Origin of the sequence: Buttiauxella selenatireducens, assembly GCF_031432975.1 — a bacterium.
GTDB lineage: Bacteria > Pseudomonadota > Gammaproteobacteria > Enterobacterales > Enterobacteriaceae > Buttiauxella > Buttiauxella selenatireducens.
On record NZ_CP133838.1, the window covers coordinates 2593966 to 2617826 of the forward strand.

Annotated in this window: 20 protein-coding genes; 9 read left to right on the forward strand and 11 right to left on the reverse strand. The window is 52.3% G+C overall.

The features are described from left to right. Nucleotides 1–28 precede the first annotated feature (28 nt). A complete protein-coding gene (locus tag RHD99_RS11995; protein ID WP_183269203.1) occupies nucleotides 29–493 on the reverse strand; it encodes a (2Fe-2S)-binding protein in 465 nt (154 codons plus the stop codon). 13 nt (nucleotides 494–506) lie between these two features. Next, on the reverse strand, nucleotides 507–3719 hold the full coding sequence (locus RHD99_RS12000; protein WP_309879023.1) for a molybdopterin cofactor-binding domain-containing protein: 3213 nt from the start codon (nucleotides 3717–3719) through the stop codon (nucleotides 507–509). Between the two features lie 369 nt (nucleotides 3720–4088). On the opposite strand from RHD99_RS12000, the gene aegA reads away from it, so the two are divergent. The 3 genes from aegA to RHD99_RS12015 all read left to right on the forward strand — a co-directional run bounded on the left by aegA (nucleotide 4089) and on the right by RHD99_RS12015 (nucleotide 7882). Beyond that, nucleotides 4089–6035: a formate-dependent uric acid utilization protein AegA gene (gene aegA / locus RHD99_RS12005; protein ID WP_309879024.1), complete on the forward strand. Its 1947-nt coding sequence runs from the start codon at nucleotides 4089–4091 to the stop codon at nucleotides 6033–6035. Then, complete coding sequence (locus RHD99_RS12010) at nucleotides 6032–6505, forward strand: 4Fe-4S dicluster domain-containing protein (protein WP_309879026.1); 474 nt, start codon at nucleotides 6032–6034, stop codon at nucleotides 6503–6505. The genes aegA and RHD99_RS12010 overlap by 4 nt, the downstream gene beginning before the upstream one ends. Before the next feature lie 180 nt (nucleotides 6506–6685). Next, complete coding sequence (locus RHD99_RS12015; RefSeq protein WP_309879028.1) at nucleotides 6686–7882, forward strand: sugar transporter; 1197 nt, start codon at nucleotides 6686–6688, stop codon at nucleotides 7880–7882. Between the two features lie 61 nt (nucleotides 7883–7943). Here the strand turns inward: RHD99_RS12015 and RHD99_RS12020 are convergent, their stop codons facing one another. Then, entirely contained in the window at nucleotides 7944–8615 is a 672-nt protein-coding gene (locus tag RHD99_RS12020; protein ID WP_183269198.1) for a MarC family NAAT transporter, read from the reverse strand. A 198-nt stretch (nucleotides 8616–8813) separates the two neighbouring features. Between RHD99_RS12020 and marR the strand changes: the two genes are divergently transcribed. Genes marR through marB form a run of 3 tightly spaced genes read left to right on the forward strand, consistent with a single transcriptional unit; the run spans nucleotide 8814 to nucleotide 9905 of the window. Then, entirely contained in the window at nucleotides 8814–9254 is a 441-nt protein-coding gene (gene marR, locus RHD99_RS12025; protein WP_183269197.1) for a multiple antibiotic resistance transcriptional regulator MarR, read from the forward strand. 14 nt (nucleotides 9255–9268) lie between these two features. Next, nucleotides 9269–9643 (forward strand): MDR efflux pump AcrAB transcriptional activator MarA, encoded by a 375-nt coding sequence (gene marA, locus RHD99_RS12030; protein ID WP_183269196.1) that lies wholly within the window; start codon nucleotides 9269–9271, stop codon nucleotides 9641–9643. Nucleotides 9644–9695: 52 nt separating this feature from the next. Beyond that, entirely contained in the window at nucleotides 9696–9905 is a 210-nt protein-coding gene (gene marB, locus RHD99_RS12035; RefSeq protein WP_309879030.1) for a multiple antibiotic resistance regulatory protein MarB, read from the forward strand. A 40-nt stretch (nucleotides 9906–9945) separates the two neighbouring features. Here the strand turns inward: marB and eamA are convergent, their stop codons facing one another. Beyond that, the gene (eamA, locus tag RHD99_RS12040) at nucleotides 9946–10839 is read right to left on the reverse strand and encodes an O-acetylserine/cysteine exporter (protein WP_309879032.1); all 894 of its coding nucleotides are present in this window, start codon (nucleotides 10837–10839) and stop codon (nucleotides 9946–9948) included. Nucleotides 10840–11029: 190 nt separating this feature from the next. Here eamA and ydeE point away from each other — a divergent pair, with 190 nt between their 5' ends. Further along, a complete protein-coding gene (gene ydeE / locus RHD99_RS12045) occupies nucleotides 11030–12229 on the forward strand; it encodes an efflux MFS transporter YdeE (RefSeq protein WP_309879033.1) in 1200 nt (399 codons plus the stop codon). A 45-nt stretch (nucleotides 12230–12274) separates the two neighbouring features. On the opposite strand, the gene RHD99_RS12050 is transcribed toward ydeE, so the two are convergent. Beyond that, nucleotides 12275–13453, reverse strand: coding sequence for a GNAT family N-acetyltransferase (locus RHD99_RS12050; protein ID WP_309879034.1), 1179 nt, complete (start codon nucleotides 13451–13453; stop codon nucleotides 12275–12277). A gap of 215 nt (nucleotides 13454–13668) precedes the next feature. On the opposite strand from RHD99_RS12050, the gene RHD99_RS12055 reads away from it, so the two are divergent. Both RHD99_RS12055 and RHD99_RS12060 read left to right on the forward strand, forming a co-directional pair. Beyond that, complete coding sequence (locus tag RHD99_RS12055; protein WP_309879035.1) at nucleotides 13669–13938, forward strand: type II toxin-antitoxin system TacA family antitoxin; 270 nt, start codon at nucleotides 13669–13671, stop codon at nucleotides 13936–13938. A gap of 3 nt (nucleotides 13939–13941) precedes the next feature. After that, nucleotides 13942–14463, forward strand: coding sequence for a GNAT family N-acetyltransferase (locus RHD99_RS12060; RefSeq protein WP_309879037.1), 522 nt, complete (start codon nucleotides 13942–13944; stop codon nucleotides 14461–14463). A gap of 24 nt (nucleotides 14464–14487) precedes the next feature. On the opposite strand, the gene urtE is transcribed toward RHD99_RS12060, so the two are convergent. The 6 genes from urtE to uca all read right to left on the reverse strand — a co-directional run bounded on the left by urtE (nucleotide 14488) and on the right by uca (nucleotide 23858). After that, a complete protein-coding gene (gene urtE, locus RHD99_RS12065) occupies nucleotides 14488–15186 on the reverse strand; it encodes an urea ABC transporter ATP-binding subunit UrtE (protein WP_309879038.1) in 699 nt (232 codons plus the stop codon). A gap of 109 nt (nucleotides 15187–15295) precedes the next feature. After that, entirely contained in the window at nucleotides 15296–16093 is a 798-nt protein-coding gene (gene urtD, locus RHD99_RS12070) for an urea ABC transporter ATP-binding protein UrtD (RefSeq protein ID WP_309879040.1), read from the reverse strand. Beyond that, a complete protein-coding gene (gene urtC, locus RHD99_RS12075; protein ID WP_309874069.1) occupies nucleotides 16093–17166 on the reverse strand; it encodes an urea ABC transporter permease subunit UrtC in 1074 nt (357 codons plus the stop codon). The genes urtD and urtC overlap by 1 nt, the downstream gene beginning before the upstream one ends. Next, entirely contained in the window at nucleotides 17166–18731 is a 1566-nt protein-coding gene (gene urtB, locus RHD99_RS12080; RefSeq protein ID WP_309874071.1) for an urea ABC transporter permease subunit UrtB, read from the reverse strand. Before urtB ends, urtC begins: the two co-directional genes overlap by 1 nt. Before the next feature lie 138 nt (nucleotides 18732–18869). Further along, complete coding sequence (gene urtA, locus RHD99_RS12085) at nucleotides 18870–20141, reverse strand: urea ABC transporter substrate-binding protein (protein WP_309874073.1); 1272 nt, start codon at nucleotides 20139–20141, stop codon at nucleotides 18870–18872. Nucleotides 20142–20237: 96 nt separating this feature from the next. Continuing rightward, nucleotides 20238–23858, reverse strand: coding sequence for an urea carboxylase (uca, locus tag RHD99_RS12090; protein WP_309874075.1), 3621 nt, complete (start codon nucleotides 23856–23858; stop codon nucleotides 20238–20240). Nucleotides 23859–23861 lie beyond the last annotated feature (3 nt).

Here is a 23861-nt window from a genome sequence, read left to right on the forward strand (position 1 = left end):
AAAAGGCCCCAGAAACGGGGCCAATGAATTATCCAACAGACTTCAGGACAGCTTTTATAGATTTAATCACGGGGTGGTAACCCGTACAGCGACACAGATTGCCTTCAAGCGCTTCACAAATTTCATCGTCTGAAGGATTAGGGTTACTGTCGAGCAACGCTTTGCTGCTCATCAGTATTCCCGGGGTGCAGTATCCACACTGCGTCCCCCCGTGGCGTACGAAGGCATTCTGTAGTTTCAAGCCAATAGGTTCATGATGCAGCGCTTCGACGGTTGAGATTTCAGCCCCCTCACACTGGACCGCCAGCACCAGACACGAACAGACAGCTTTACCATTCATAATGATGGTGCAGGCTCCACACTCACCCACCGAACATCCTTCTTTGGTGCCGGTGAGCCGCAGATCCTCACGTAAAAAATCAACTAGACGGCGGTTATCGCTCACTTCACGGCTCACACGGATACCGTTAACTTTCAGCTCTATCGTTTTCATTTTTTTATCCTGCTCACTTTCTTTCGTTCAGCAACTCGCCCAACATCTGGCGGAACATGTCGAGATAGACCGGCATTTTGTATGCCGCTGACCAACGCTTGCCTATTGCAGCCTCCATCTTCTGATTAAGGACTTCCGCCGCATCTTCGATGGTCTGTGCAGAAAGCACTTTACCCGTGAGGCAATTTTCGACTTCGTGCAACCGCTGTGGCTTGCTGAACAGCGCGCCATCCACCAGTCGGCAAAACGTCAGTTTACCTTGTCCATCCAGGCTGAATTGCCCAGTCAAACTCTGGCGAGTAATGTTCAGCGCGTTTCGGCGGCCCAATTGCAGATAGCGATACTGCTGAATTTCAGGCTGTGGCTTGGGAATGAGCACCCGCGTCAGCAATTCTCCGGGTTGAAGACTTGTGCGATAACCCGCTTCTATAAAGTGACTTAACGGTAGATAGCGAATTCCTGATGAGGATTGCAGCTCCACCTCAGCATCCAGAATGATCAACGGAGGCACTGAGTCCGCACATGGTGCGGCATTGACAATATTGCCTCCAATGGTTGCGCGGTTTCTCAATTGCAGCGAGCCTATCGTGCGACAGGCGGTGACCAGCACGGGATAACGTTCGCGAACGGCTGGATGGGCGACAAGATCGCTAAAGCAGACCGCAGCGCCAATCACTAAGCCGCCGTCAGCTTCTACAATCTGGCTAAGTTCTTTCAGGCCTGAAATATTCACCAGTTTAAGATTGCTGACCTGCATCCTTGCCTGCACCAGTTGGTCAGTTCCCCCGGCAATCGCCATTGCGCCGGGCTCTTGCATAGCTTGCAGGGCATCATTGAGTGAAGACGGTGTACAGACGGAGAGATTGTTGAGCCGTAACGTTTGTTTTTTCTCACCTTGCTCGCCCTGAAGTTCACTTTGGCGCTCTGGTTTTTTCAGGTTGTAGCCCAGGCGAACCTGCTCGAGGGTGAGTGGGATCTGGCGATTCCAGCGATCCAGTGCAAAGCTAACCGCGTTGTTCAACGCAGCCGCCCCCAGTTCCAGCACGGGCTCACCAATCACTTTCGCGCCATAAGGACCGGCTTTATCGTGGTTTTCCACGGTAATAACCGTTATCGGTGGGACATCTTTGATGGTTGGCAGCAGGTAGGTATCAAAGTTTTCAGATTTCACTTCACCGTGGGTAATATTGAAATCTTCCAGCATGCCGTAGCCAATCATCCCTTGAACTACGCCGCCGTAGACTTGCCCTTCAATGCCAACGCGATTGATCACTTTACCTACATCATGCACTGCAGTGATGTGGTTGAGTGTTATCTTGCCAATGCGCGTGTCCACTGCGACATCTGCAATCTGGCAACCGTAGACCCAAGTGAAATACGGGCTACCAGAGCCTTTATGCTCATCCCAATGAATGTCCGGGGCCACGTGCCAGCCATAGGCAGAAAGATTTTCTCCCGCAGCTTTGGTTTTACCAACGACCTCATTAAATGAAAGACGCAGGTCCGGTTGCTGCCGATTATAGACCTCACCGTTTTCCCAATTCAGTTCATCCACTGAGCTGGCATTTAAAGCTTTGCCGACCACCTTTACCATTCTGCACTTCAGCTTATTGGCAGCACTCAGCACTGCCTGCCCTCCCATCAGCGTGCCGCGCGATGCAACCGTAGAGCCACCATCGGCGATCATTGCCGTCGCGGGATCGGTAAACATCACTTGTTCAAGCGGTAGACCGAAGGCTTCAGCAGCAATCAACGACATGGTCGTTTGCAACCCCTGGCCGTTTTCTGACACCGAAGTTGAGATGTTAAGACTACAATCAGCGTTTATTTGAATCAGCGCGGATGAGGCATCCATCCCTTCGGCACCAAGAGAGCAACCACGGTGGCTTAAAGCCAGGCCAATACCGTATTTTACGGGGTTGTTTTGGGCGTTTAGACGCTGGTAGTGATCCCGTTTGGCACAGAACTCTGCACTGTTCAGCGCCCGGTCCAGTACCTCTTCGGCAGAAACGGTGTGTTCGCTAAAGACCTGCCCGGCCATGCTGGTATCGTTTTGCTTCAGCACATTTCGGCGGCGAAGTTCTACCGGCGAAATTTTAAAGGTGGCAGCCACTTCATCCATCAGCGATTCGTTGGCAAAAATGACCTGCGGCGCGCCGTAGCCACGGTATGCGGAAGTGTAATTGTTGTTGGTATAGACGCCTGTGACATCAACTCTGACGTTGGGAATATTATATGGGCCTGCGGCCTGCACTGAACTCCGCCAGGTCACAAAAATAGTTTGGCCTGCGTAACTGCCGCCATCCGCAATGATATCTATTTTTATCGCCTGAATACGCGCATCGTCATCCAACCCTATTTTGTATTTCATTTTATAAGGATGGCGCTTATAACTTTCGCGCATCGACTGTTCGCGATTATATGTGAATTTAACCGGGCGACCGGTCAGAGTGGTTAATAATGCCGCTCGGCAGGAAAGATGATCGATAATATCATCCTTGCCGCCAAATGAACCACCCAGCACGGAGCGTTTAACGTTAACTTTAGACTGCGGCAATCCAAGATATTTAGCGACAAGGCCACGAACGCGGTGCGCATTCTGAATAGAACCTGCAATAGTAATAATTTGTTCGTTAGGATCTAAATAGCTGATAATCGATTCAGGTTCTATATATGCGTGCTCCTGAAAACCCACTTCATATTCACGCTCAAATATATGTGTAGAAGCAGCGAACCCGGCGTCAATATCGCCTTTTACCGTATGATGACGATTGATAACGTTGCTTTCACTGTCGCTATGAATCAACCGCGCACCCGGTTGGAGGGCTTCTTGTGGATCGGTTATCGGGGTGTATTGTGTGTAGGTTGCGCTGATTTTGTCAGCCGCCAGGCATGCGGCCTCGTAGGTTTCAGCTGCAATAATCGCAATCACGTCCCCTCGGAAGGCGATTTCATCTTTCGCAATCGGCGGGTAGTCTGGAATAATGACGCCTATTTTTTCGACACCTTTGACATCCTTAGCGGTGGCGATATACACCACGCCGGGGATTTTTTGTGCTTCACTGATGTCGAGAGTTTCCAGGCGGCCAGCAGCAATATCCGCGTAACGACAAACCCCGTAAAGCATACCCTGCATGACGATATCATCGCCGTAAATAGCGCTTCCTTTGACTTTTGCTACACCGTCAACGCGCGGGACTTCAGTGCCTACCAGCGTTGTATCCATACCATTCTCCATAATAAGAATAGAACTAATGTGAGTATCTTAAACGGTTAGAAATAAGCAAAGGCTGTGCCAGCACAGGTAAGAAATAAAAACACGAGTAATTTTTGCGAGCTGAATTCAAAAATTGAAAACATCTACTGTGAAATCACGCAGGCGATACGGTGGGTATTAAATAAATAACATGCAGAGGATCAGATAATTATCAAACTGATAATTATCATCAAGCGGGTGGTAAAACCTGGCGGTTAATAAAGGTGAATAAATATAGTTTTGCGAAGCACCTCTCATTATCGTTTTTACTTTCGATTGTTTAATTTTTTGTGCATCTTTTTTGCATCATCCTGGCAAAACGCAAATCAGGAAGAAAACATGAACCGTTTTGTCATTGCGAATACCTGTGATTGTATTGGGTGCAAATCTTGCGAAATAGCCTGCATGTTGGCTCATAATGAACAACGTTACCCTGAACCTGGGCAGCATCTGCAATCTCGCGTCACGGTGGTTAATACGGGTAGCGCGTCAACTGCCGTTATGTGCCATCAATGTGATAATGCGCCATGTGTAGCGAGCTGCCCTACCGCCGCGCTGGTTTATCAAAATGATCATGTCGTTCTTGATGAGAAACACTGTATCGGGTGTAAAAGCTGCATCCTCGCGTGCCCGTTTGGCGTGATAAGCCTGACGACCAACGACCATCCCATCGCCCAAAAATGTGATTTATGTGAACAAAAAAACAGTGCCAGCGGCCCTGCCTGTGTCAACGTCTGCCCGACCAATGCCTTGCAGCTTGTCACCCAGAAACAGCTAACCCAACTTCGTCACAAACGGCAGCAAGAGACACTCCCAGGCCTACGCGCGTCACGGCAAACCGGCCGTGACAAACTGCTGCTCAGCCCAAAAAGAAGCGATCCAGATAAATTACCGGCCGACGAGCGACGCCACCATTTCCAGGAAATCTATCAGCCCTTTAAACCGGAACAAACATGCCAGGCCGGTGAGCGCTGTCTGGAATGCGCCGACCATGCCAACTGCCGCTGGACATGCCCACTGCATAATGCCATCCCGGAACTTATTCGCCTGGCAAAACAGGGGCGTATCAACGAAGCCGTGGAGCTTTCGCACCTAACCAGCAGCATGCCCGAAGTTTGTGGGCGCGTTTGCCCACAAGACCGGTTGTGCGAAGGTTCCTGCACGCTTGAGAGCAACAGTGGATCGGTCACCATTGGGTGCATAGAAAAATATATCACTGATACCGCGTTAAAGGCGGGTTGGCGCCCGGATCTTAGTGGTGTTCGGCCACGATCAGAACGCGTTGCAATCATTGGCGCGGGCCCGGCGGGATTAGCCTGCGCAGACGTACTTGCGCGGCACGGCGTGAAAGCGGTGGTTTACGATCGCCATCCAGAAATTGGCGGCCTGCTGACGTTTGGCATCCCCTCCTTCAAACTTGATAAGCACGTGTTAGCAACGCGCAGAGAAATATTCACCGGCATGGGCATTGAGTTCGTGCTCAACTGTGAAATTGGTCGGGATATCAGCTTCAGCCAGTTGATTAAGGAAAACGACGCGGTGTTTATCGCCCCAGGCACTTATCAGTCAATGATTGCAGAGCTTGAGAATGAGAATGCAACAGGTGTGCTAGAAGCGTTGCCCTATTTGATAGCCAATACCCGCAATGTGATGAATATCGCCGAAGATCCTGAAAACCCGTTTGTTACGCTCAAAGGCAAACGTGTAGTGGTGCTCGGTGGTGGTGACACGGCAATGGATTGCTTGCGAACCGCCGTGCGTCAGGGCGCGACAGCGGTAACTTGCGCCTACCGGCGGGATGAAGCCAATATGCCAGGCTCGCGTAAAGAAGTAAAAAATGCGCGTGAAGAAGGCGTGGAATTTCAGTTTAACATCCAGCCGCAACGCATCGTGCTGAATAAAAAAGGGGCCGTAGCGGGAATCGAAATGCTACTGACCGAACTTGGCGAAATGGATGCCAGTGGACGCAGACGCCCTAAAATCATCAAAGGCTCAGAGTTTATTATTGAAGCCGATGCACTCATTGTCGCATTTGGTTTCCAGGCTCATGCCATGCCATGGCTGAAAGAAGGCCACGTAGAATGCGATAAGTGGGGACAAATTCGTATCGGCTCAAACTCACGCTACCCAGGGCAGACCACAAACCCACGCGTTTTTGCCGGAGGAGATGCCGTGCGCGGTGCAGACCTGGTCGTAACAGCAATGGTCGATGGCCGCCGCGCTGCGACGGATATTATTGATATGCTCGACTGCGAGCAGGCGAAAGCGACGAAGGCAGCATCATGAAAACAGCTTACATTCATGTTGAGACACAGCGCTGTATTGGCTGCCGCACGTGTGAAGTGAGTTGTGCGGTTAACCATCAGTCCGACGCGCGCAAAGAATTTTCTCCCCGCCTGCGCGTTTACAAAACGAGTGACATCAGTTCCCCTGCCGTATGTCACCAGTGCGAAAGTGCGCCCTGCGCAAGCGTCTGTCCTACCGGGGCGTTGAGCAAGCGAAATGGGATAATTGCAGCGGATGAAGCACTGTGCATCGGGTGCAAAAGCTGCATTATGGCCTGCCCGTTCGGTGCTGTAGATGTGGTTGGGGAAGCGGTAGCGCCACAAAAAATCGCGTTATTAAAATGTGATATGTGCCAGCATGACCCTCAAGGCCCAGCCTGTGTGAGCGTTTGCCCGACCGATGCCCTTAGCATTATGACGCCAGAGAGATTAGAGCAACTCTCCATGCAAAAACGCCACGCTGTTTTCTAAACCCTAAAGTATTACGGGGCGGTGCATCTGCCCCGTATTCCCCCTGAATTAACAACGGCCTTTCATACGATATCAGCACAAAAAACGAGATATAAATCACAATACCGGTTGTACACCCGGATCGATGGTTTTATGATCGCCTCCTCTCCATACTTTTACTGACCAGCGCGAAACCCATTTATGACCATAAGCAACGTATCACGCAAAACGGCGTGGTTACGCGTCGTTACGCTCGCTGTCGCGGCCTTTATTTTTAACACCACGGAATTTGTCCCAGTCGGTTTGCTGTCAGACATCGCCGATAGTTTTGGCATGCAAACCGCGCAAGTCGGGATCATGCTGACTATCTACGCCTGGGTAGTGGCGCTGATGTCCCTGCCGTTTATGCTCTTGACCAGCCAGGTCGAACGAAAGCGGCTATTAATCAGCATTTTTATCTTGTTTATCGTAAGCCACGTGCTCTCTTTTGTGGCCTGGAGTTTTACCGTGTTGGTGATTAGCCGCATCGGTATCGCATTTGCCCACGCGATTTTCTGGTCGATTACCGCGTCGCTGGCGATTCGTATGGCACCCGCAGGCAAAAAAGCGCAGGCGCTGAGTTTGATTGCCACCGGCACAGCGCTTGCGATGGTGCTGGGTTTGCCGCTTGGGCGTATTGTCGGGCAGTATTTCGGCTGGCGCACCACCTTCTTCGCCATTGGCGTTATCGCGGCCATCACGCTGTTCTGTGTAATGAAACTGTTGCCTAAATTACCCAGCGAGCATTCAGGATCACTTAAAAGTTTACCGCTGCTGTTCAAGCGACCAGCGTTAGTCAGCTTATACGCATTGGTTGCGGTGGTCGTTACCGCGCATTACACCGCTTACAGTTACATTGAGCCGTTTGTGCAAACCGTGGCCGGATTGAGCGCCAATATGGCTACCTTCCTGCTGTTGGTACTGGGGGGCGCGGGGATTATTGGCAGCGTGATGTTTGGTAAATTGGGGAATCGGCACTCATCCACGCTCGTCAGCGGCTCTGTCGGTTTATTAGTGCTGTGCCTTGCGTTGCTGTTGCCTGCCGCACAAAGTACCGCTTACCTCACGTTGTTATGCCTGTTCTGGGGTGTCGCGATTATGGTCATCACCCTCGGCATGCAGGTTAAAGTGCTGGCGCTGGCACCTGATGCAACCGATGTATCAATGGCGTTATTCTCGGGGATTTTTAATATCGGGATTGGAGCTGGGGCGTTGGTGGGTAATCAGGTGAGTTTGCATTTTGATATGTCCAGCATCGGTCTGGTCGGTGCGGTTCCTGCACTGGTTGCGCTTATTGGCTCGGTGTTAATCTTCCGCCGCTGGCCGGTGTCGTTAGAAGAGAAGCCGCAGCACAGTTAATGTAGCGATGTCGGGCGGCGCAATGCTCACCCGACATCCCTTTCCTTACGTAGGCGTCTGATTAACTGGCTGGGAAATGAGTAATAATTTCCAGTATGCCGTTAATAATAAACTGCACGCCCATACAAACCAGCAAGAACCCCATCAGGCGGGAAATAGCTTCAATACCGCTTTTACCCACCATCCGCATAATCGCGCCAGAACTGCGTAAGCTTCCCCACAAGATTATCCCCACCAGGGCAAAAATAATGGGTGGGGCCACCAGCACAACCCAATTGGCAAAATCGACACCGTGTTCAATGGTCGACGACGAACTGATAATCATTGCTATGGTACCTGGCCCCGCAGTGCTCGGCATGGCGAGAGGTACAAAGGCAATGTTGGTATCCGGTTCTTCTTCCATCTCCTGGGCTTTGGTGTTTGCTTCCAGTGATTCATGCGCTTTTTGTTGTGGGAACAACATGCGGAAACCAATGAAGGCAACAATCAGCCCACCCGCAATACGTAAGCCAGGTATGGAAATACCAAAGGTATTCATCACAACCTGACCTGCGTAATACGCGACCATCATGATAATGAATACGTTGACTGACGCCATTAACGCAGTTTTATCACGGGCCTTTTTGTTCATATCTCCGGCGAGACCAAGGAACAATGCTACCGTAGTCAATGGGTTAGCTAGCGGCAACAATACCACCAGCCCCAACCCTACGGCCTTAACTAACTCCACCATCTTCAGTCCTTAACGTCGGTTGCTTATGCGTTGCTGAGTATAGCAGCCAACCCTGGCGACTTTCGTTAAAGGATGCGTCTTAATGTTAAAACTGAACCGTTTTAGCAATTTGTGGCATCACCGATTCATCACGTTGACTTATGCTTGCCTGAGCAATAATATCCACCGTGATTAAATATACTTGCCTGGGCAATCATAGTGAAAAATACAAACGATCTGTTTAACGAAGTGATTCCCCTCGGAAGACTGATCCACATGGTTAACCAGCATAAAGACCGCCTGCTAAACGAGCATCTCTCCCCGCTGGATATTACTGCTACGCAATTTAAGGTGTTATGCACTATCTATTGCGAAGCATGCGTACAACCAGTGGAGCTGAAAAAAGCGTTGTCAGTCGACCTCGGCGCGCTAACGCGCATGTTAGACCGCCTGTTGTGCAAAGGATGGGTCGAACGCTTACCAAATCCCAATGATAAACGTGGCGTACTGATACGGCTGACTCCCGAAGGGAAGACGTTGTGTGAGAAATGCCACCAGCTGGTGGGACAAAACCTGCATCAAGAACTGACTAAAAACCTAAAGGCAGACGAAGTGGATATGCTTTATCAACTCCTGACAAAAGTCTTGCCGCAAACCTGATAAGTGGTGAAACCATGTCCAGACGGAACAATGATTCAGTAACAATTCAAAGTATTTTGGACTGGATAGAAGAGAACCTGGAAAACCCTCTTTCGCTTGAGAAGGTTTCGCAGCGTTCAGGCTACTCAAAGTGGCACCTGCAAAGGATGTTTAAAAAAGAAACCGGCCATTCATTAGGCCAATACATCCGCAATCGCAAATTGACTGAGATCGCTCTCAAACTGAAACAAAGTGACGAGCCGATTCTCTATTTAGCAGAACAATACGGGTTTGAGTCACAACAGACACTCACCCGCACGTTCAAGAATTATTTTTCTGTACCACCTCATCGATTCCGCGTTGCGTGTTCAGGTGGTGAAGGAAAGTATATTCACCCGCTAAATCATTAATATTATTAACAAATGCTATGCAACCGCCTGTTGATTCAGGCACCGAGGATTTATGAAACGTTTTATCTCGAGCGCGAGCCTGCTGTTGATTCTGGCCTCCGCTAATGCTCTGGCAGAGCAATCGAGCCCATTCAGTGCCACGCAAGCTAATCAAGGCAACATGATTATCCCAGCCGCTGACAACGCTGGCGACAACGGCCACATGATGGGTGAAAAGTCTGAATGGCTGGGTACGCCCTATTATCAAAATAACAGCAACTGATCATCGCTGCGGCGGGATCATCTCACCGATCCCGCCAGAATTAACTCACCACCGTCCTGCGTACCCGCAAACCAAAGACGTTAATATACAAGCCGCCCATAATCAGCAACGCCCCCGCTAGCTGTGTCAGAGAAAGCGTTTCATCCAAAAGCCATGCGGCGCTCGCCATCCCAACCACCGGCACCAGTAACGATAGCGGCGCAACACGCCAGGTTTCGTATCGTCCCAGCAAACTTCCCCAAATCCCATAGCCCACAATCGTTGCCACAAACGCCAGATAGACCAACGACAAGATAGTCGTCATATCAATGGCAATCAGGCTTTGCCACATCAAAGATGGGCCATCGAAAAAGAGACTGGCGGCAAAGAATGGCAGCACAGGAATTAACGCACTCCACACCACCAAAGACATAATCGGCGGACGCGCTTCTAACTGCATAATTTTCTTATTGAAGATATTGCCGCACGCCCAACTGAACGCCGCGGCCAGCGTCAGCATAAAACCGAGCAACGCCACATGCTGCCCACCAAGACTGCCCTCAATCAGTACCAGAACGCCGATAACGGCAAGGGTAATTCCCGCCAATTGCTTTCCCTGCAGACGTTCTTTAAAGACACACGCCCCCAGGATAATGGTGAAGAATGCTTGCGCCTGAAGCACCAGCGAAGCAAGGCCTGCGGGCATGCCAAACTTAATGGCACTAAACAAAAACGCAAACTGCCCAAAGCTTATCGTCAGCCCGTATGCGGCCAGTAAACGAAAGGGAATTTTCGGACGGGCGACAAACAGTAACGCGGGGAACGCAACCAGCAGGAAGCGCAGGCCAGCCAACAACAACGGCGGCATATTATGCAGCCCCATTTTAATCACGACAAAATTCAGCCCCCACACCACGACGACGAGCATCGCCAGCAGTCCATCTTTACGCGTCATTTTGCTTCCCCTGTTGTTATTGCATTTTTGTTAAAACTTAAAGCTAAATCAGCAGCGTGAATAGATACAGATGACACATTTAAGCTTCAGTACAGAAAGCAACACCTTAAAAACTGCATCTATACTTTGCCAAATCTTCATGATAAATCTGAGTTCCCCCGATTAATCATTAATAAAAACAAACGATAAAATGGTTTCTTTAGCATCGCGATTTTCTGGCAAACATCTCTCCATCAGCGTGTTACTGCTCTCCTCCCTGCTGCTTACGGTAGGGCGTGGGCTGACGCTCCCCTTCATGACCATTTACCTTTCCCGCAACTACAACATGCCGCTCACCGAAATTGGTATGGCGTTGACCATTGCGCTCACCACAGGGGTCGTTTTCAGTTTATGGTTTGGCATCCTGGCAGATAAGTTCGATAAGAAAAAATGCATGCTGCTGGCGATTATTATTTTCCTGGGTGGATTTGTGGCGATCCCGCTGGTCAGTAATGCCATTTTGGTGGTGGTGTTTTACTCGCTCATTAACTGCGCTTATTCGGTCTTTGCGACCGTGCTAAAAGGCTATTTCGCCGATACGCTGGAAACTCACCAGAAACCAAAAATCTTCTCTCTCAATTATACCTTTGCCAATATCGGTTGGACGGTTGGCCCACCGATTGGCACGCTGGCCGTACTCTACAGCACGAACCTGCCATTCTGGCTATCCGGCCTGACGGCGATCATTCCGTTTATCGTCATTAGCCGTTATGTACACAGCGTTCCGGTAAGTGAAATACAGCAAAGCAGCACCAGGCTTTCTCCGAGCCTGATGCTCAAAGATAAGGCGCTGATGTATTTCACCTTATCGGCATTTCTTGGCTCATTAGTTTTTGGCTCTTTTGCCGCCTGTTTATCGCAATATGCCATTGCTATCTCGGATTCAGATTTGGCACAAAAAGTGGTCGGCGTAGTCCTTCCGGTCAACGCGTTTGTGGTGGTGGTTTTCCAGTATATGGTCGGCAAACGCATTCGCCCGGACAACATCCAAAAGCTGATGTTTTACGGCACGCTATTTTTTATGGCTGGACTGGCAGGCTTTATGATTTCGGGCGACAACCTGCTTTTGTGGGGGTTATCGGCCGCGGTGTTTACCATTGGCGAGCTTATCTTCGCACCGGGCGAATATATGCTGGTCGATAACATCGCACCGCCAGGACTGAAAGCGAGCTACTTCTCCGCGCAGCAACTGGGGTGGTTAGGCGGCGCATGTAACCCGCTTTTCACGGGGTTAATGTTGACCTGGATGCCGCCATTTATGCTTTTTGTGGTGCTGATGGTGGCGATTTTGCTGGCGTATCTCATGGTTGTGAAAGGGATTGCCGTAAAACCGCAACGGGTTATGGCCTAGCAGGATATCGCGGTGGATGTCGCGACGCGGATCCACCCGAAAATACTATTTCACGTCTTTCTGATACTGAATAAACCCAGACTTATCCGCTAACTTGTCGTATAACGCCTGTCCTGCCGCATTGGTTTCATGAGTATGCCAGTACACCCGTTGAGAACCTTTCGCCTGAGCATGTTGATACACCGCTTCAATCAGCGCGCATCCAACACCTTTGCCGCGTGACTCCGGGGCGGTAAACAGATCCTCAAGATAGCAATGATCGTCCGCCGACCAGGTCCCACGGTGGTAAACCATATGGGTAAATCCAAGCATTTTACCCTGTTCATCAAACGCCCCCAACGCAAACATCGGCTCGGCAGGATCGCACATTCTTTGCCAGGTTAGCTGACTTAGTTCATCGCTCAGTTGGGTGTTGTAGAACGATAAATACCCTTGCCATAAAACCCTCCACGCCGCGTAATCACTCGCATCCAGTGCTCTTACCTGCACTGTTTGTCTGGTTGCGGGAGCCCGCCCGGACACCAGGTTCTCACGAATCTGCGACAAGCCCAGCTTCTGCGCGCCATCAGGCATGTTCTCAACGGAAAGCCAGCGTTCAAATGCCTGCTCTATCGTTGGCCACTCGCTATCAAGAATCGAAAACCACGCGGTATCGCGAGTGCGCTGCTTATACACCACAGCCTGGCGGAACAACCCTTCATAACGGAATCCGAGGCGAATTGCCGCATGGCGTGATGGCGCATTCAGGCTGTCGCATTTCCACTCATAGCGACGATATCCCAGCCCAAAAGCATATTTCATCAGCAGAAAATGAGCTTCTGTTGCCTGTACGGTGCGTTGTAACCGAGGGGAATACATGACGAAACCGACTTCAACGACGCCGTTTGCCGGGTCGATGCGCATTAATGCCAATGTGCCGACCGCCTTACCCGTCAATTCGTCGATAACCGCATAGTGCAGCGGGTCGTGACTGCGCGCGATGGTATCAATAAAATCGGCAAATTGTGGTTGCCCATCAAACGGCCCAACGTTCAAGTACGTCCAGCCGCGATCGTCCTCCGCTGTGCTCCACGCGGCCCATAAAGAATCTGCATGGTTACGGGTTAGCGGTTCGAGATGACAGTATTTCCCTTGCAAAACGATGCGTTCAGGACGCGGACAAGGTTGCCAGCCTGGTAGTGCATTGCCGATCGGTTGCTGAAATTCATTTGTTATGCCAGTCAATTCAGGCCTCCATGGGCGCAATAGCAATAAGTTACCTGAATATATACCCAAAAAATGGACTAACCAAAAGAACCATAATGTGAGTCTTTTGGTAGACCATTCGCTGCTGTGAGCCTACATGCAAAGATTGCGATTGAAAGCGTTGGTATAAGACTCTACAATCATTGTACGGTTTAATTCCGTACAAAACCGTATATCTCCAAGAGGAATCAATAATGTCAGCATTGAAAAAACAGCGTATCGATCTCAGGCTAACCGATGACGACAAGAACATGATCGAAGAAGCTGCGGCAATGTCCAACCAGACTATCACTCAATTTATGGTTACCAGCGCCTCTGAACGTGCAGCGGAAGTGATTGATCAACATCGCCGCCTGGTTCTCAATGAGGAATCCTGGAACCAGGTCATGGATGCGATAAGCAACCCGCCAGCACCGAATGCACGATTGAAAAGAGCGGCTAAACGTCTACAAAACATGGAGTAAGACATGGACGACCTTACCATTGAGATGTTTTCAGACAGCATCGAGTACGATTTTTCGGGTTTCGACTGTGGGGAAACCTCTTTGAATGTTTTTCTTAGCGACCATCTTGCGCGTCAGCATAAAGCGCGGATTTTACGCGGCTATTTGCTAATAACCAAAGATCCTAAACCGAAAGTGCTCGGTTACTACACGCTATCAGGTAGCAGCTTCGAGAAAGAAACCCTTCCGTCAAATACACTGAAACGTAAAGTGCCCTATGCCAACGTGCCGAGTGTGACGCTGGGGCGTTTGGCGATCCACACCCATATTCAGGGGCAAGAGTGGGGTACCACACTTGTCACACACGCCATGAATGTCATCTACCTGGCATCACAGGCGGTCGGCATACATGGCATGTTCGTCGATGCACTCAATGAGCAATCGAAGCAGTTTTACCTGAAGCTTGGCTTTATAGCTCTGACAGGGAGTAACGCGAGTTCACTTTTCTTTCCTACGAAGTCCATCGAAACGCTTTTTGAAGAATAAGTTTGAAGAAAATAATAGCGCTGTCTAAATCGCTACCAGCCCCCTCACCCCATCCGTTTCCATATCGGCACCGGCACCACGTTGAATGATCGAACCCCGAGACATGACTAAATAGTTGTCGGCAAGATCAGCGGCAAAATCATAAAACTGTTCAACCAACAAAATTGCCATATCCCCCTTCGCGGCTAATTGACCAATAACCTGACCGATCTCCTTAATCACCGAGGGTTGAATGCCTTCGGTTGGCTCATCCAGAATCAATAATTGCGGCTTGCAAGCCAGCGCCCGGCCAATCGCCAGTTGCTGTTGCTGCCCACCGGAGAGATCGCCACCGCATCGTTGTTTCATCTCTTTTAGCACCGGGAAAAGTTGATAGATTTCCCCTGGCACCGACTTAGCGTCCCGCCCGGCAAACCGTGAAAGCCCCATCAGTAAGTTTTCTTCCACCGTCAGACGCGGGAAGATCTCGCGACCTTGCGGAACATAGGCAATCCCCGCCTGAACGCGCTGGTGCGGTTTGCGGCTGGTGATGTTGTTTTGCTGCCAGTTCACACTGCCGGATTTTGCCGGGATCAGCCCCATCAGGCATTTCAGTAAAGTGCTTTTGCCTACGCCGTTGCGCCCCAGCAGGCAAGTGACTTCGCCGATTTTGGCGTCAAAGGAGACACCGCGCAGAATATGGCTGCCACCGTAGTATTGATTTAGATCGTTGACTTGCAGCATACATTACCCTCACCCCGACCCTCTCCCTGAGGGAGAGGGGGAAAATAGATCGGTCCCTCTCCTGTGGGAGAGGGTTAGGGTGAGGGCATCAACGCCCTCACCGATAAAATTAACGCCCCAGATAAACCTCAATCACCTGCTCATTGGCCTGCACTTCACGCAGCGATCCTTGCGCCAGCACCTGCCCCTGATGCAGCACCGTCACGTGGTCGGCAATGGTTTCCACAAAACCCATATCGTGTTCCACCACCATCAACGAATGCTTGCCTGCCAGGCCGCGAAACAGCTCGGCGGTATACTCCGTTTCCGCATCCGTCATCCCAGCAGCGGGTTCATCCAGCAACAGCAAATGCGGCTCCTGGACCAGCAACATACCGATTTCCAGAAACTGTTTTTGCCCGTGAGAAAGCAAACCGGCTTTGCGATGGCGTTCGGAACCCAGTCGTAACGTCGTCAGCATTTCATCAATGCGGTCGCGCTGTTCGGAATTGAGTTTTGCCCGCAGACTCGCCCACACGGATTTATCTGCTTTCTGCGCAATTTCCAGATTCTCGAACACCGTCAGCGCCTCAAAAACCGTGGGTTTCTGGAATTTACGCCCAATGCCGCGTTTGGCGATCTCAGCGGGTTCAAGACGCATAAGGTCGGTCGATTGATCATAAAACGCCCTGCCACTTTGTGGCCTGGTTTTGCCGGTAATCACATCCATCAGCGTGGTTTTCCCGGCTCCATTCGGCCCAATCACGCAGCGAAGCTCACCGACGCCGATATTGAGCGACAAATCCGTCAGCGCCTTAAAACCATCAAAACTGACATTAATGTTTTCCAGCATCAGTACCGGATCGGTTTGGTCACGATAACGGTCTGCTTCATGTTGCCGGGTAAAAAGCGGTTCGCCGGGTTGCATTATTTTTCTCCCTTACGCAGCAGACCAATCACTCCACGCGGTAAAAACAGCGTGACGACGATAAATATCAGCCCCAGAAATAGCTGCCAGTACTCCGGCACCGCCATGGTGAAGTAGCTTTTCGCGCCGTTGACTAAACCCGCGCCGAGGATCGGGCCGATCAACGTGCCGCGCCCGCCCAGTGCCACCCAGATTGCCGCTTCGATGGAGTTGGTCGGTGACATTTCGCCAGGGTTGATAATGCCGACCTGCGGCACATACAACGCACCCGCCAGGCCGCATAGCACAGCAGATAACGTCCACACCAGCAGCTTGAAACCACGCGGATCGTAACCGCAGAAAACAAGCCGATTTTCCGCATCGCGCACGGCGGTGAGCACGCGGCCAAACTTGCTGCGTGCCAGGGCAAACCCAATCCCCAGGCTTGCGATCAGCAATAAAACCGTGGCAATAAACAAGCCAATGCGTGTGCTGGTAGCAGTAATTGGCATGCCCAACAGCGTGGTAAATCCGGTAAACCCGTTATTGCCGCCAAAGCCCGTTTCGTTACGAAAGAACAGCAACATTCCGGCATAGGTCAACGCCTGGGTCATAATCGAGAAGTAAACCCCTTTGATTTTTGAGCGGAAAGCGAAGAAACCGAACACTAACGCCAGTATTCCCGGCACCAGCACAATCAACGCCAGCGCCCAGGCAAAATGTTGTGTTCCCCACCAGAACCACGGCAGTTGATCCCAGGAAAGAAACGACATAAACGCGGGTAGCCCGTCACCTGCGGCCTGGCGCATCAGGTACATGCCCATCGCATAACCGCCGAGGGCGAAGAAAATACCGTGGCCCAGAGAAAGCAAACCGGCATATCCCCACACTAAATCCAGCGCAATGGCGACCACCGCATAGCACAAGATTTTACCGAGCAGCGTCAGCGTGTAAGTCGAAAGACTCAGCGGATGGCTGGCGGGCAGTAGCGTCAGAAAGGGCAATGTCAGCATCAACACCACAATTAGCGACCCCAGCACGGCTGATATTCGCGGCGCTTTGCGGGTCAGGGTTAACGTCAGCGGCTGGCTCATCAGTCGATAACCCTCCCTTTCAGCGCGAACAGGCCTTGAGGCCGCTTCTGGATAAACAGAATGATCAGCACAAGGATGAGGATTTTGCCCAGCACCGCACCAATTTGCGGTTCCAGTATCTTGTTAAAGATGCCCAATCCGAAGGCCGCAGCGACCGTACCCGCCAGTTGCCCGACACCGCCCAGCACCACCACCAGGAAGGAATCAATGATGTAGCCTTGCCCAAGTTCCGGCCCGACGTTGCCGAGTTGGGAAAGCGCCACGCCGCCAAGCCCGGCAATCCCGGAACCAAGGCCAAACGCCAGCATATCCACGCGTCCGGTTGGCACACCACAACAGGCGGCCATTGCGCGGTTTTGCGTAACGGCTCGCACATTCATACCCAGACGGGTTTTATTCAGTAGCAACCAGGTAAACAGCAACACCAGCATCACGAACCCAATTACTACCAGGCGGTTCCACGGTAAAATCAGGTTCGGCAACACCTGCACGCCACCGGAAAGCCACGCGGGATTCGCCACCTCCATGTTTTGCGCGCCAAAGATCATGCGCACTATCTGGATAAGCATCAGGCTGATACCCCAGGTTGCCAGCAGCGTTTCTAGTGGGCGACCATAAAGATGGCGAATCACCGTGCGCTCAAGCGCCATGCCGATCCCCGCAGTCATCGCAAATGCGACGGGCAGCGCCACAATCGGGTATATCGTTAGCCACGCAGGGGCGTATTGCTGGAATGCGGTTTGCACCAGCCATGCGGAATACGCTCCCAACATCAACATTTCGCCATGCGCCATATTGATAACACCGAGTAAACCGTAGGTGATCGCAAGGCCCAGTGCGGCTAGCAGCAAAATTGACCCTAGAGAAAGCCCCATAAATGCCTGCCCGAGGATCTCGCCCAGCATTAGACGATGCTGGATTTTTTGCAGCCCTTCGGTGGCGGCTTTGCGCACCTGTGCATCGGGTTCGGATTGCGCGTCGGTCAGCGGTTTTAACAGCGCCTGGGTATCGGGATCCGTTGAATGACTCAGTAACTCCACCGCATTCAGGCGCACGTTGGCATCAAGGCTTGCGAGCTGGAGACGGGCAATCGCACCTTCTAAAGCCGTGCGCACCTCGTCGTTTCGTTCGACGTTAAGCCTTTGTTCTAAAAGCGGCAGGAGATCAGGCTGTGCATCGCGCTGTAACGCCTGAGCAGCTTGCAAACGCTGAGTGACGTTGTCACTTATCAATTGATGACTGGCGAGTGCGCTGCCTGCCAGAATGCGCAGACGGTTAGTCAGACGGACCTTTTTCACCTCACCCATGGGCGTCTTTACTTCGCCCAGCGGCGTCAGCGTCGTGCCATTTTGCAAAAAAGCATGATGTTGTGGGTCGATAACAAGGCTTTCTTGAGCAAGCGAGCTAAGCAGTGGAAGGCGCTTTGCATCCGGTGCTATCGCCCAGCTTTGCAGCAGTTTGGCCTGCTGCGTGCGGTTTGCCGCCGCAAAATCGTCAGCCTCTCCGGCGTGTGCGAAAAACGGCAGCAGCCAGGCGATGAAAAATAGCCAGCGTGCAAGTTTCATGGGCGTCTCCTTTGGTTTCCCCTCACCCCAACCCTCTCCCAAAGGAGAGGGGGAAAACCAGAATTCTCCTTTCGTTCAGGAGAGTGTGGTTTTCTCCTTCTCCCTCAGGGAGAAGGCTGGGATGAGGGTGGTTCAGACTTAATTACTCGCCATTTTCACCGGCTCTTGCGACTTCTTGTCGTTACCAGTGATAAACGGGCTCCATGGCTGCGCGCGGACCGGTGCATCGGTCTGCCACACCACGTTGAACTGACCGTTACCTTCGATTTCGCCAATCATCACCGGTTTATGCAGATGGTGGTTGGTGGCATCCATGGTCAACGTAAAGCCAGACGGAGCTTTGAAGGTTTGCCCTGCCATCGCCGCGCGGACTTTGTCGACGTCCGTGGTTCCGGCTTTTTCCACCGCTTGCGCCCACATATGAATCCCGACATACGTCGCTTCCATCGGGTCATTAGTCACCACTGTGTCCGCATTCGGCAGCTTGTGCGCTTTGGCATACGCCTTCCACTGCGCGACAAACGCTTTGTTGGTTGGGTTTTCGACCGACTCGAAGTAGTTCCACGCCGCCAGGTTGCCGACTAACGGTTTGGTGTCGATGCCGCGTAACTCTTCTTCACCCACCGAGAACGCCACCACCGGCACATCGGTCGCTTTCAGGCCCTGGTTTGCCAGCTCCTTGTAGAAAGGCACGTTGGAATCGCCATTGATGGTTGAGATCACCGCTGTTTTACCGCCTGCGGAGAACTTCTTGATATTGGAAACGATGGTCTGGTAATCGCTGTAACCAAACGGGGTATAAACTTCTTCGATATCTTTATCCTGCACCCCTTTGGAATGCAGGAACGCCCGCAGGATTTTGTTGGTGGTGCGCGGATAAACGTAATCTGTGCCCAGCAGGAAGTAGCGTTTCGCCGCCCCGCCGTCTTCGCTCATCAGGTATTCCACCGCCGGGATCGCCTGCTGATTAGGCGCTGCCCCGGTATAGAACACGTTTGGCGACATCTCTTCACCTTCGTATTGCACCGGATAGAACAACAGCCCGTTCAGTTCTTCAAATACCGGCAACACCGATTTGCGCGATACCGAAGTCCAACAGCCGAACACCACCGCCGCTTTATCCTGGCTTAATAACTGGCGTGCTTTTTCAGCGAACAGCGGCCAGTTAGAGGCTGGGTCAACCACCACCGGTTCAAGCTGTTTCCCCAATACACCGCCTTTGGCGTTAATGTCAGCGATGGTCATCAGCGCCACATCTTTGAGCGGCGTTTCAGAGATAGCCATGGTGCCGGACAGCGAGTGCATGATGCCCACTTTAATCGTGTCGGCGGCCTGCGCGTTGAAAGCCAAACCCATGCTGATTACAGACGCGGACAGCGCAAAAACTTTAATGAAAGTACGACGTTGCATAAGCCTGACTCCTGATAATGGTTTGTTTTCATAGAATTAAGGTTATCTCCTTCTCCTGGGGGAGAAGGCTGGGATGAGGGCATCCAATGTTCGACCTCACACCGCGTCCAACCACAACAACGCATCACCTGGCCCAACCGGACGACCCTGTTGGCAACTGATGCGGATAACGGTGCCGTCGCAGGGTGCCGCGACCATCAGCTCCATCTTCATGGCTTCCACCACAATCAGCGGCTCGCCCTGCTTCACGGTTTGCCCTGGTTCAACAAGGATCTTCCAGATATTGCCGTTCAAATCGGCACTCACCAGATGGCCTTCCTGATCGTCAATCACCTCTTGTTCCGCCAGCATCGCGCTCTCAACGGCAGCGCTTTCCTGCTCTTTCCAGTGCGCTACTTCGCTGTCAAACGCTTGTTTCTGACGGACGCGGAAGTCCGCGATGTCATCGGCGTTATCAATGAGGAATTGCTGGTATTCGGCGAAATCGAACTCCACTTCTTCAACGCGAACCTGCGCACGTCCTTCGCGGAAGGCGCTGCGGAACTCGGTTAGCTCCTCTTCTGTCACCGGATAGAAACGCACCTGGTCGAAGAACTTCAGCAACCAGGGTTCATCACCAAACTGATCGTTCTTGAGGAAAGTGTTCCAGATCGGCAGCGTGCGCCCGACCAGTTGGTATCCACCCGGTGAATCCATGCCGTAGATGCACATATACATGCCGCCGATTCCGACAGTGCCTTCGGCAGTCCAGGTGCGTGCCGGATTGTATTTGGAGCTAAGCAAACGGTGGCGCGGGTCAAGAGGCACAGCGCATGGCGCGCCGAGATAGACATCCCCCAGCCCGAGAATCAAATAGCTGGCGTCGAAGATGATCCGTTTTACTTCGTCGCGGTTGGCTAACCCATTGGTGCGTTGAATGAAATCGACGTTATTCGGCAACCACGGCGCATCGGCGCGTACCGTTTCTTTGTAACGTTCAACGGCGGCAAGCGTGGCGCTGTCTTCGAATGCCATCGGCAAATGCACAATGCGCGATGGGATTTTAAGTTGGGTGACATCCCCTAACTGCTTTTCCAGGCTCAGCAATAACGTCAACAGTTGCGCCTGCGAAATATGCTGGCTGTCGTAACGCACCTGAAGCGAACGCACACCTGGGGAAAGTTCTTCAATGCCCGACACGGCGCTCTTTTTGATGGCTTCCATCAGCAGATATATCCGCAGGCGCAGGGCCAAATCCAGCACATTGTCGCCGTACTCAATCAGCACGTAGTTATCACCCGCCTGGCGATAAACCACCGCGGGCAAACCGCCAGCCGCGGCTAATTCTGCGAGGATTGCCGCACTTGAAGTGGTCCCTGGCGTAATCGACGGATGCAAATCCGGCAACGTCAGAACGTGCAGCAAATTAGTGACCGCCACATCCTGGGCGATTTCCAGCGACTGCGCGTGTTCAAACGTAATGGCATGGAAACGAATGCGGTCACCAGGTTTCACCTGCCCGACTTTCCAAAGCTCCGCTTTGGCGATCGTCACCGGGCAAACAAATCCGCCCAGGCTTGGGCCATCGCGCGTCAGGATCACGGGGAAATCGCCGGTAAAATTCACCGCGCCAATCGCGTATTCGCAGTCGTGAACGTTCGAAGGATGCAGCCCAGCTTCGCCGCCGTCAGCACGCGTCCACGCCGGTTTCGGGCCAACCAGACGCACGCCCAGGCGATTTGAGTTGTAATGAACCTGCCACTCGGCATCAAAAAAAGTTTGCATGGATTCAGGGGTGAAGAAGTCCGGCGCGCCGTGCGGCCCGTACAACACGCCAATTTCCCAGACATCGCTGTATTGCGGGATAACCGCAGGCTCTGGCGTTTGCGGCAACGAAATCGGTGCCGGTGTGGTACAGGCGGGTAAACAAGGTTGGGAAATCGCCAGCACATCCGCCACGCGCAACGTTCGCCCCGCATGGCCACCAAACTGCCCGAGGGCAAACGTCGAACGACTGCCGAGATAAATCGGCACATCCAGCCCGTTACGCACCGCCAGATAGGTACGGCAACCGGAAGTTGCACGCCCCAGCGTCAGTGTCTGCCCCGCTTTAACGATAATCGGCTGCCAGTAAGCAACCGCCTCATCATCAAGCGTTGCCGGGCAATCGGCCCCGGTTAAAGCGATAATCGCGTCACTGTGGAAACGAAGTGTCGGCCCTTGCAGAGTAAATTCAAGCCCGGCGGCTGATGGATGGTTGCCGACAATGCGGTTTGCCAGGCGGAAGGCAAAGTCGTCCATTGGGCCGGAGGGCGGCACGCCAATGTCCCAGTAACCCAGGCGGCCAGGGCTATCCTGCACGCTACTCCAGGTTCCGGGGTCCAGCACCTCAATGGCATGCGCCTGATAGACAACGCTGTCCAGCAAGCGCGTCCACATGACTCCGGCTTTAAATTCCGCTAGCTGTACGATTTGACGCAGGTAATCCAGATTGGTGGCGATACCGTGCAAACGCGTGGTGGCCAGTGCCGTGTTCAGTTTACTTAACGCCTGCTGGCGATCTTCGCCAAAAACGATCACTTTGGCGATCAACGGATCGTAAAATGCACTGACTTCGCTGCCGGTCGTCACCCAACCATCGACGCGAACATCGGCCGGGAAGAACACATCCGTCAACACGCCAGGACTCGGCTGGAAGTTTTTCAACGCATCCTCAGCATAAATGCGCACTTCAATGGATGCGCCTTTCGGCGGTTGCACCATGCGTTGCCAGTCAAGGGTCACACCGGCGGCAACGTTCACCATGCACTCGATAAGATCCAGCCCGGTGACCATTTCAGTCACCGGATGCTCCACCTGCAACCGGGTATTCACTTCGAGGAAATAGAAAGCGTCACGCGCGGCATCGTAAATAAACTCAACCGTTCCCGCACTGCGATAATTCACCGATTCGCCGAGCGCAACCGCAGCGGCATGAATCGCTTCGCGCGTGGCCTGCGGCAAGTTGGGTGCCGGAGTTTCTTCAACGACTTTTTGGTTGCGGCGTTGCAGCGAACAATCGCGTTCGCCTAACGCCACCACTTTGCCTTTGCCGTCGCCAAAAATTTGGACTTCGAGATGACGGGCGCGATCGACAAAACGCTCGATAAACACGCCATCATCGCTGAAAAACTGCTGCCCCATACGTTTTACGCTCGACCAGGCGTCAATCAAGCTTGCTTCATCTTCACAGCGCGTTAGCCCAATTCCCCCGCCGCCCGCGGTAGTTTTCAGCATCACTGGATAACCGATTTCCGCCGCCGCGAGCTGCGCCTCTTTGAGTGTCTGCAACAGGCCAGTGCCCGGCGTCATCGGCACATCGGCTTTAAACGCCAGTTCGCGTGCGCGATGTTTCAGGCCAAAGTCGCGAATTTGCTCGGCTGTCGGGCCGATGAAAACCAGGCCATTGTCCTCACAGGCTTGCGCAAACTCGGCGCGTTCAGATAAAAATCCGTAGCCTGGAAATATCGCCTGTGCGCCACTGGCCTTTGCTGCCGCAATAATCTTTTCGATGTCGAGATAGCTTTCCGCCGCCTTTTCGCCACCCAGCGCGATGGCGGTGTCGGCATCCACCACATGCTGAGCGTTGGCGTCCGGTTCGGAATAAACCGCTACGCTTGCAATGCCCATTTTCTTCAACGTTTTAATGGCGCGAACGGCGATTTCACCGCGATTTGCTATCAATACCGAGCTCAACATAAT

What these genes read in the sequence shown, in the direction of transcription:
- RHD99_RS11995 (WP_183269203.1), bottom strand. Translation starts at nt 493, where the DNA reads ATGAAAACGATAGAGCTGAAAGTTAACGGTATCCGTGTGAGCCGTGAA.
- RHD99_RS12000 (WP_309879023.1), bottom strand. Translation starts at nt 3,719, where the DNA reads ATGGATACAACGCTGGTAGGCACTGAAGTCCCGCGCGTTGACGGTGTA.
- aegA (WP_309879024.1), top strand. Translation starts at nt 4,089, where the DNA reads ATGAACCGTTTTGTCATTGCGAATACCTGTGATTGTATTGGGTGCAAA.
- RHD99_RS12010 (WP_309879026.1), top strand. Translation starts at nt 6,032, where the DNA reads ATGAAAACAGCTTACATTCATGTTGAGACACAGCGCTGTATTGGCTGC.
- RHD99_RS12015 (WP_309879028.1), top strand. Translation starts at nt 6,686, where the DNA reads ATGACCATAAGCAACGTATCACGCAAAACGGCGTGGTTACGCGTCGTT.
- RHD99_RS12020 (WP_183269198.1), bottom strand. Translation starts at nt 8,615, where the DNA reads ATGGTGGAGTTAGTTAAGGCCGTAGGGTTGGGGCTGGTGGTATTGTTG.
- marA (WP_183269196.1), top strand. Translation starts at nt 9,269, where the DNA reads ATGTCCAGACGGAACAATGATTCAGTAACAATTCAAAGTATTTTGGAC.
- marB (WP_309879030.1), top strand. Translation starts at nt 9,696, where the DNA reads ATGAAACGTTTTATCTCGAGCGCGAGCCTGCTGTTGATTCTGGCCTCC.
- eamA (WP_309879032.1), bottom strand. Translation starts at nt 10,839, where the DNA reads ATGACGCGTAAAGATGGACTGCTGGCGATGCTCGTCGTCGTGGTGTGG.
- ydeE (WP_309879033.1), top strand. Translation starts at nt 11,030, where the DNA reads ATGGTTTCTTTAGCATCGCGATTTTCTGGCAAACATCTCTCCATCAGC.
- RHD99_RS12055 (WP_309879035.1), top strand. Translation starts at nt 13,669, where the DNA reads ATGTCAGCATTGAAAAAACAGCGTATCGATCTCAGGCTAACCGATGAC.
- RHD99_RS12060 (WP_309879037.1), top strand. Translation starts at nt 13,942, where the DNA reads ATGGACGACCTTACCATTGAGATGTTTTCAGACAGCATCGAGTACGAT.
- urtE (WP_309879038.1), bottom strand. Translation starts at nt 15,186, where the DNA reads ATGCTGCAAGTCAACGATCTAAATCAATACTACGGTGGCAGCCATATT.
- urtD (WP_309879040.1), bottom strand. Translation starts at nt 16,093, where the DNA reads ATGCAACCCGGCGAACCGCTTTTTACCCGGCAACATGAAGCAGACCGT.
- urtC (WP_309874069.1), bottom strand. Translation starts at nt 17,166, where the DNA reads ATGAGCCAGCCGCTGACGTTAACCCTGACCCGCAAAGCGCCGCGAATA.
- urtB (WP_309874071.1), bottom strand. Translation starts at nt 18,731, where the DNA reads ATGAAACTTGCACGCTGGCTATTTTTCATCGCCTGGCTGCTGCCGTTT.
- urtA (WP_309874073.1), bottom strand. Translation starts at nt 20,141, where the DNA reads ATGCAACGTCGTACTTTCATTAAAGTTTTTGCGCTGTCCGCGTCTGTA.
- uca (WP_309874075.1), bottom strand. Translation starts at nt 23,858, where the DNA reads ATGTTGAGCTCGGTATTGATAGCAAATCGCGGTGAAATCGCCGTTCGC.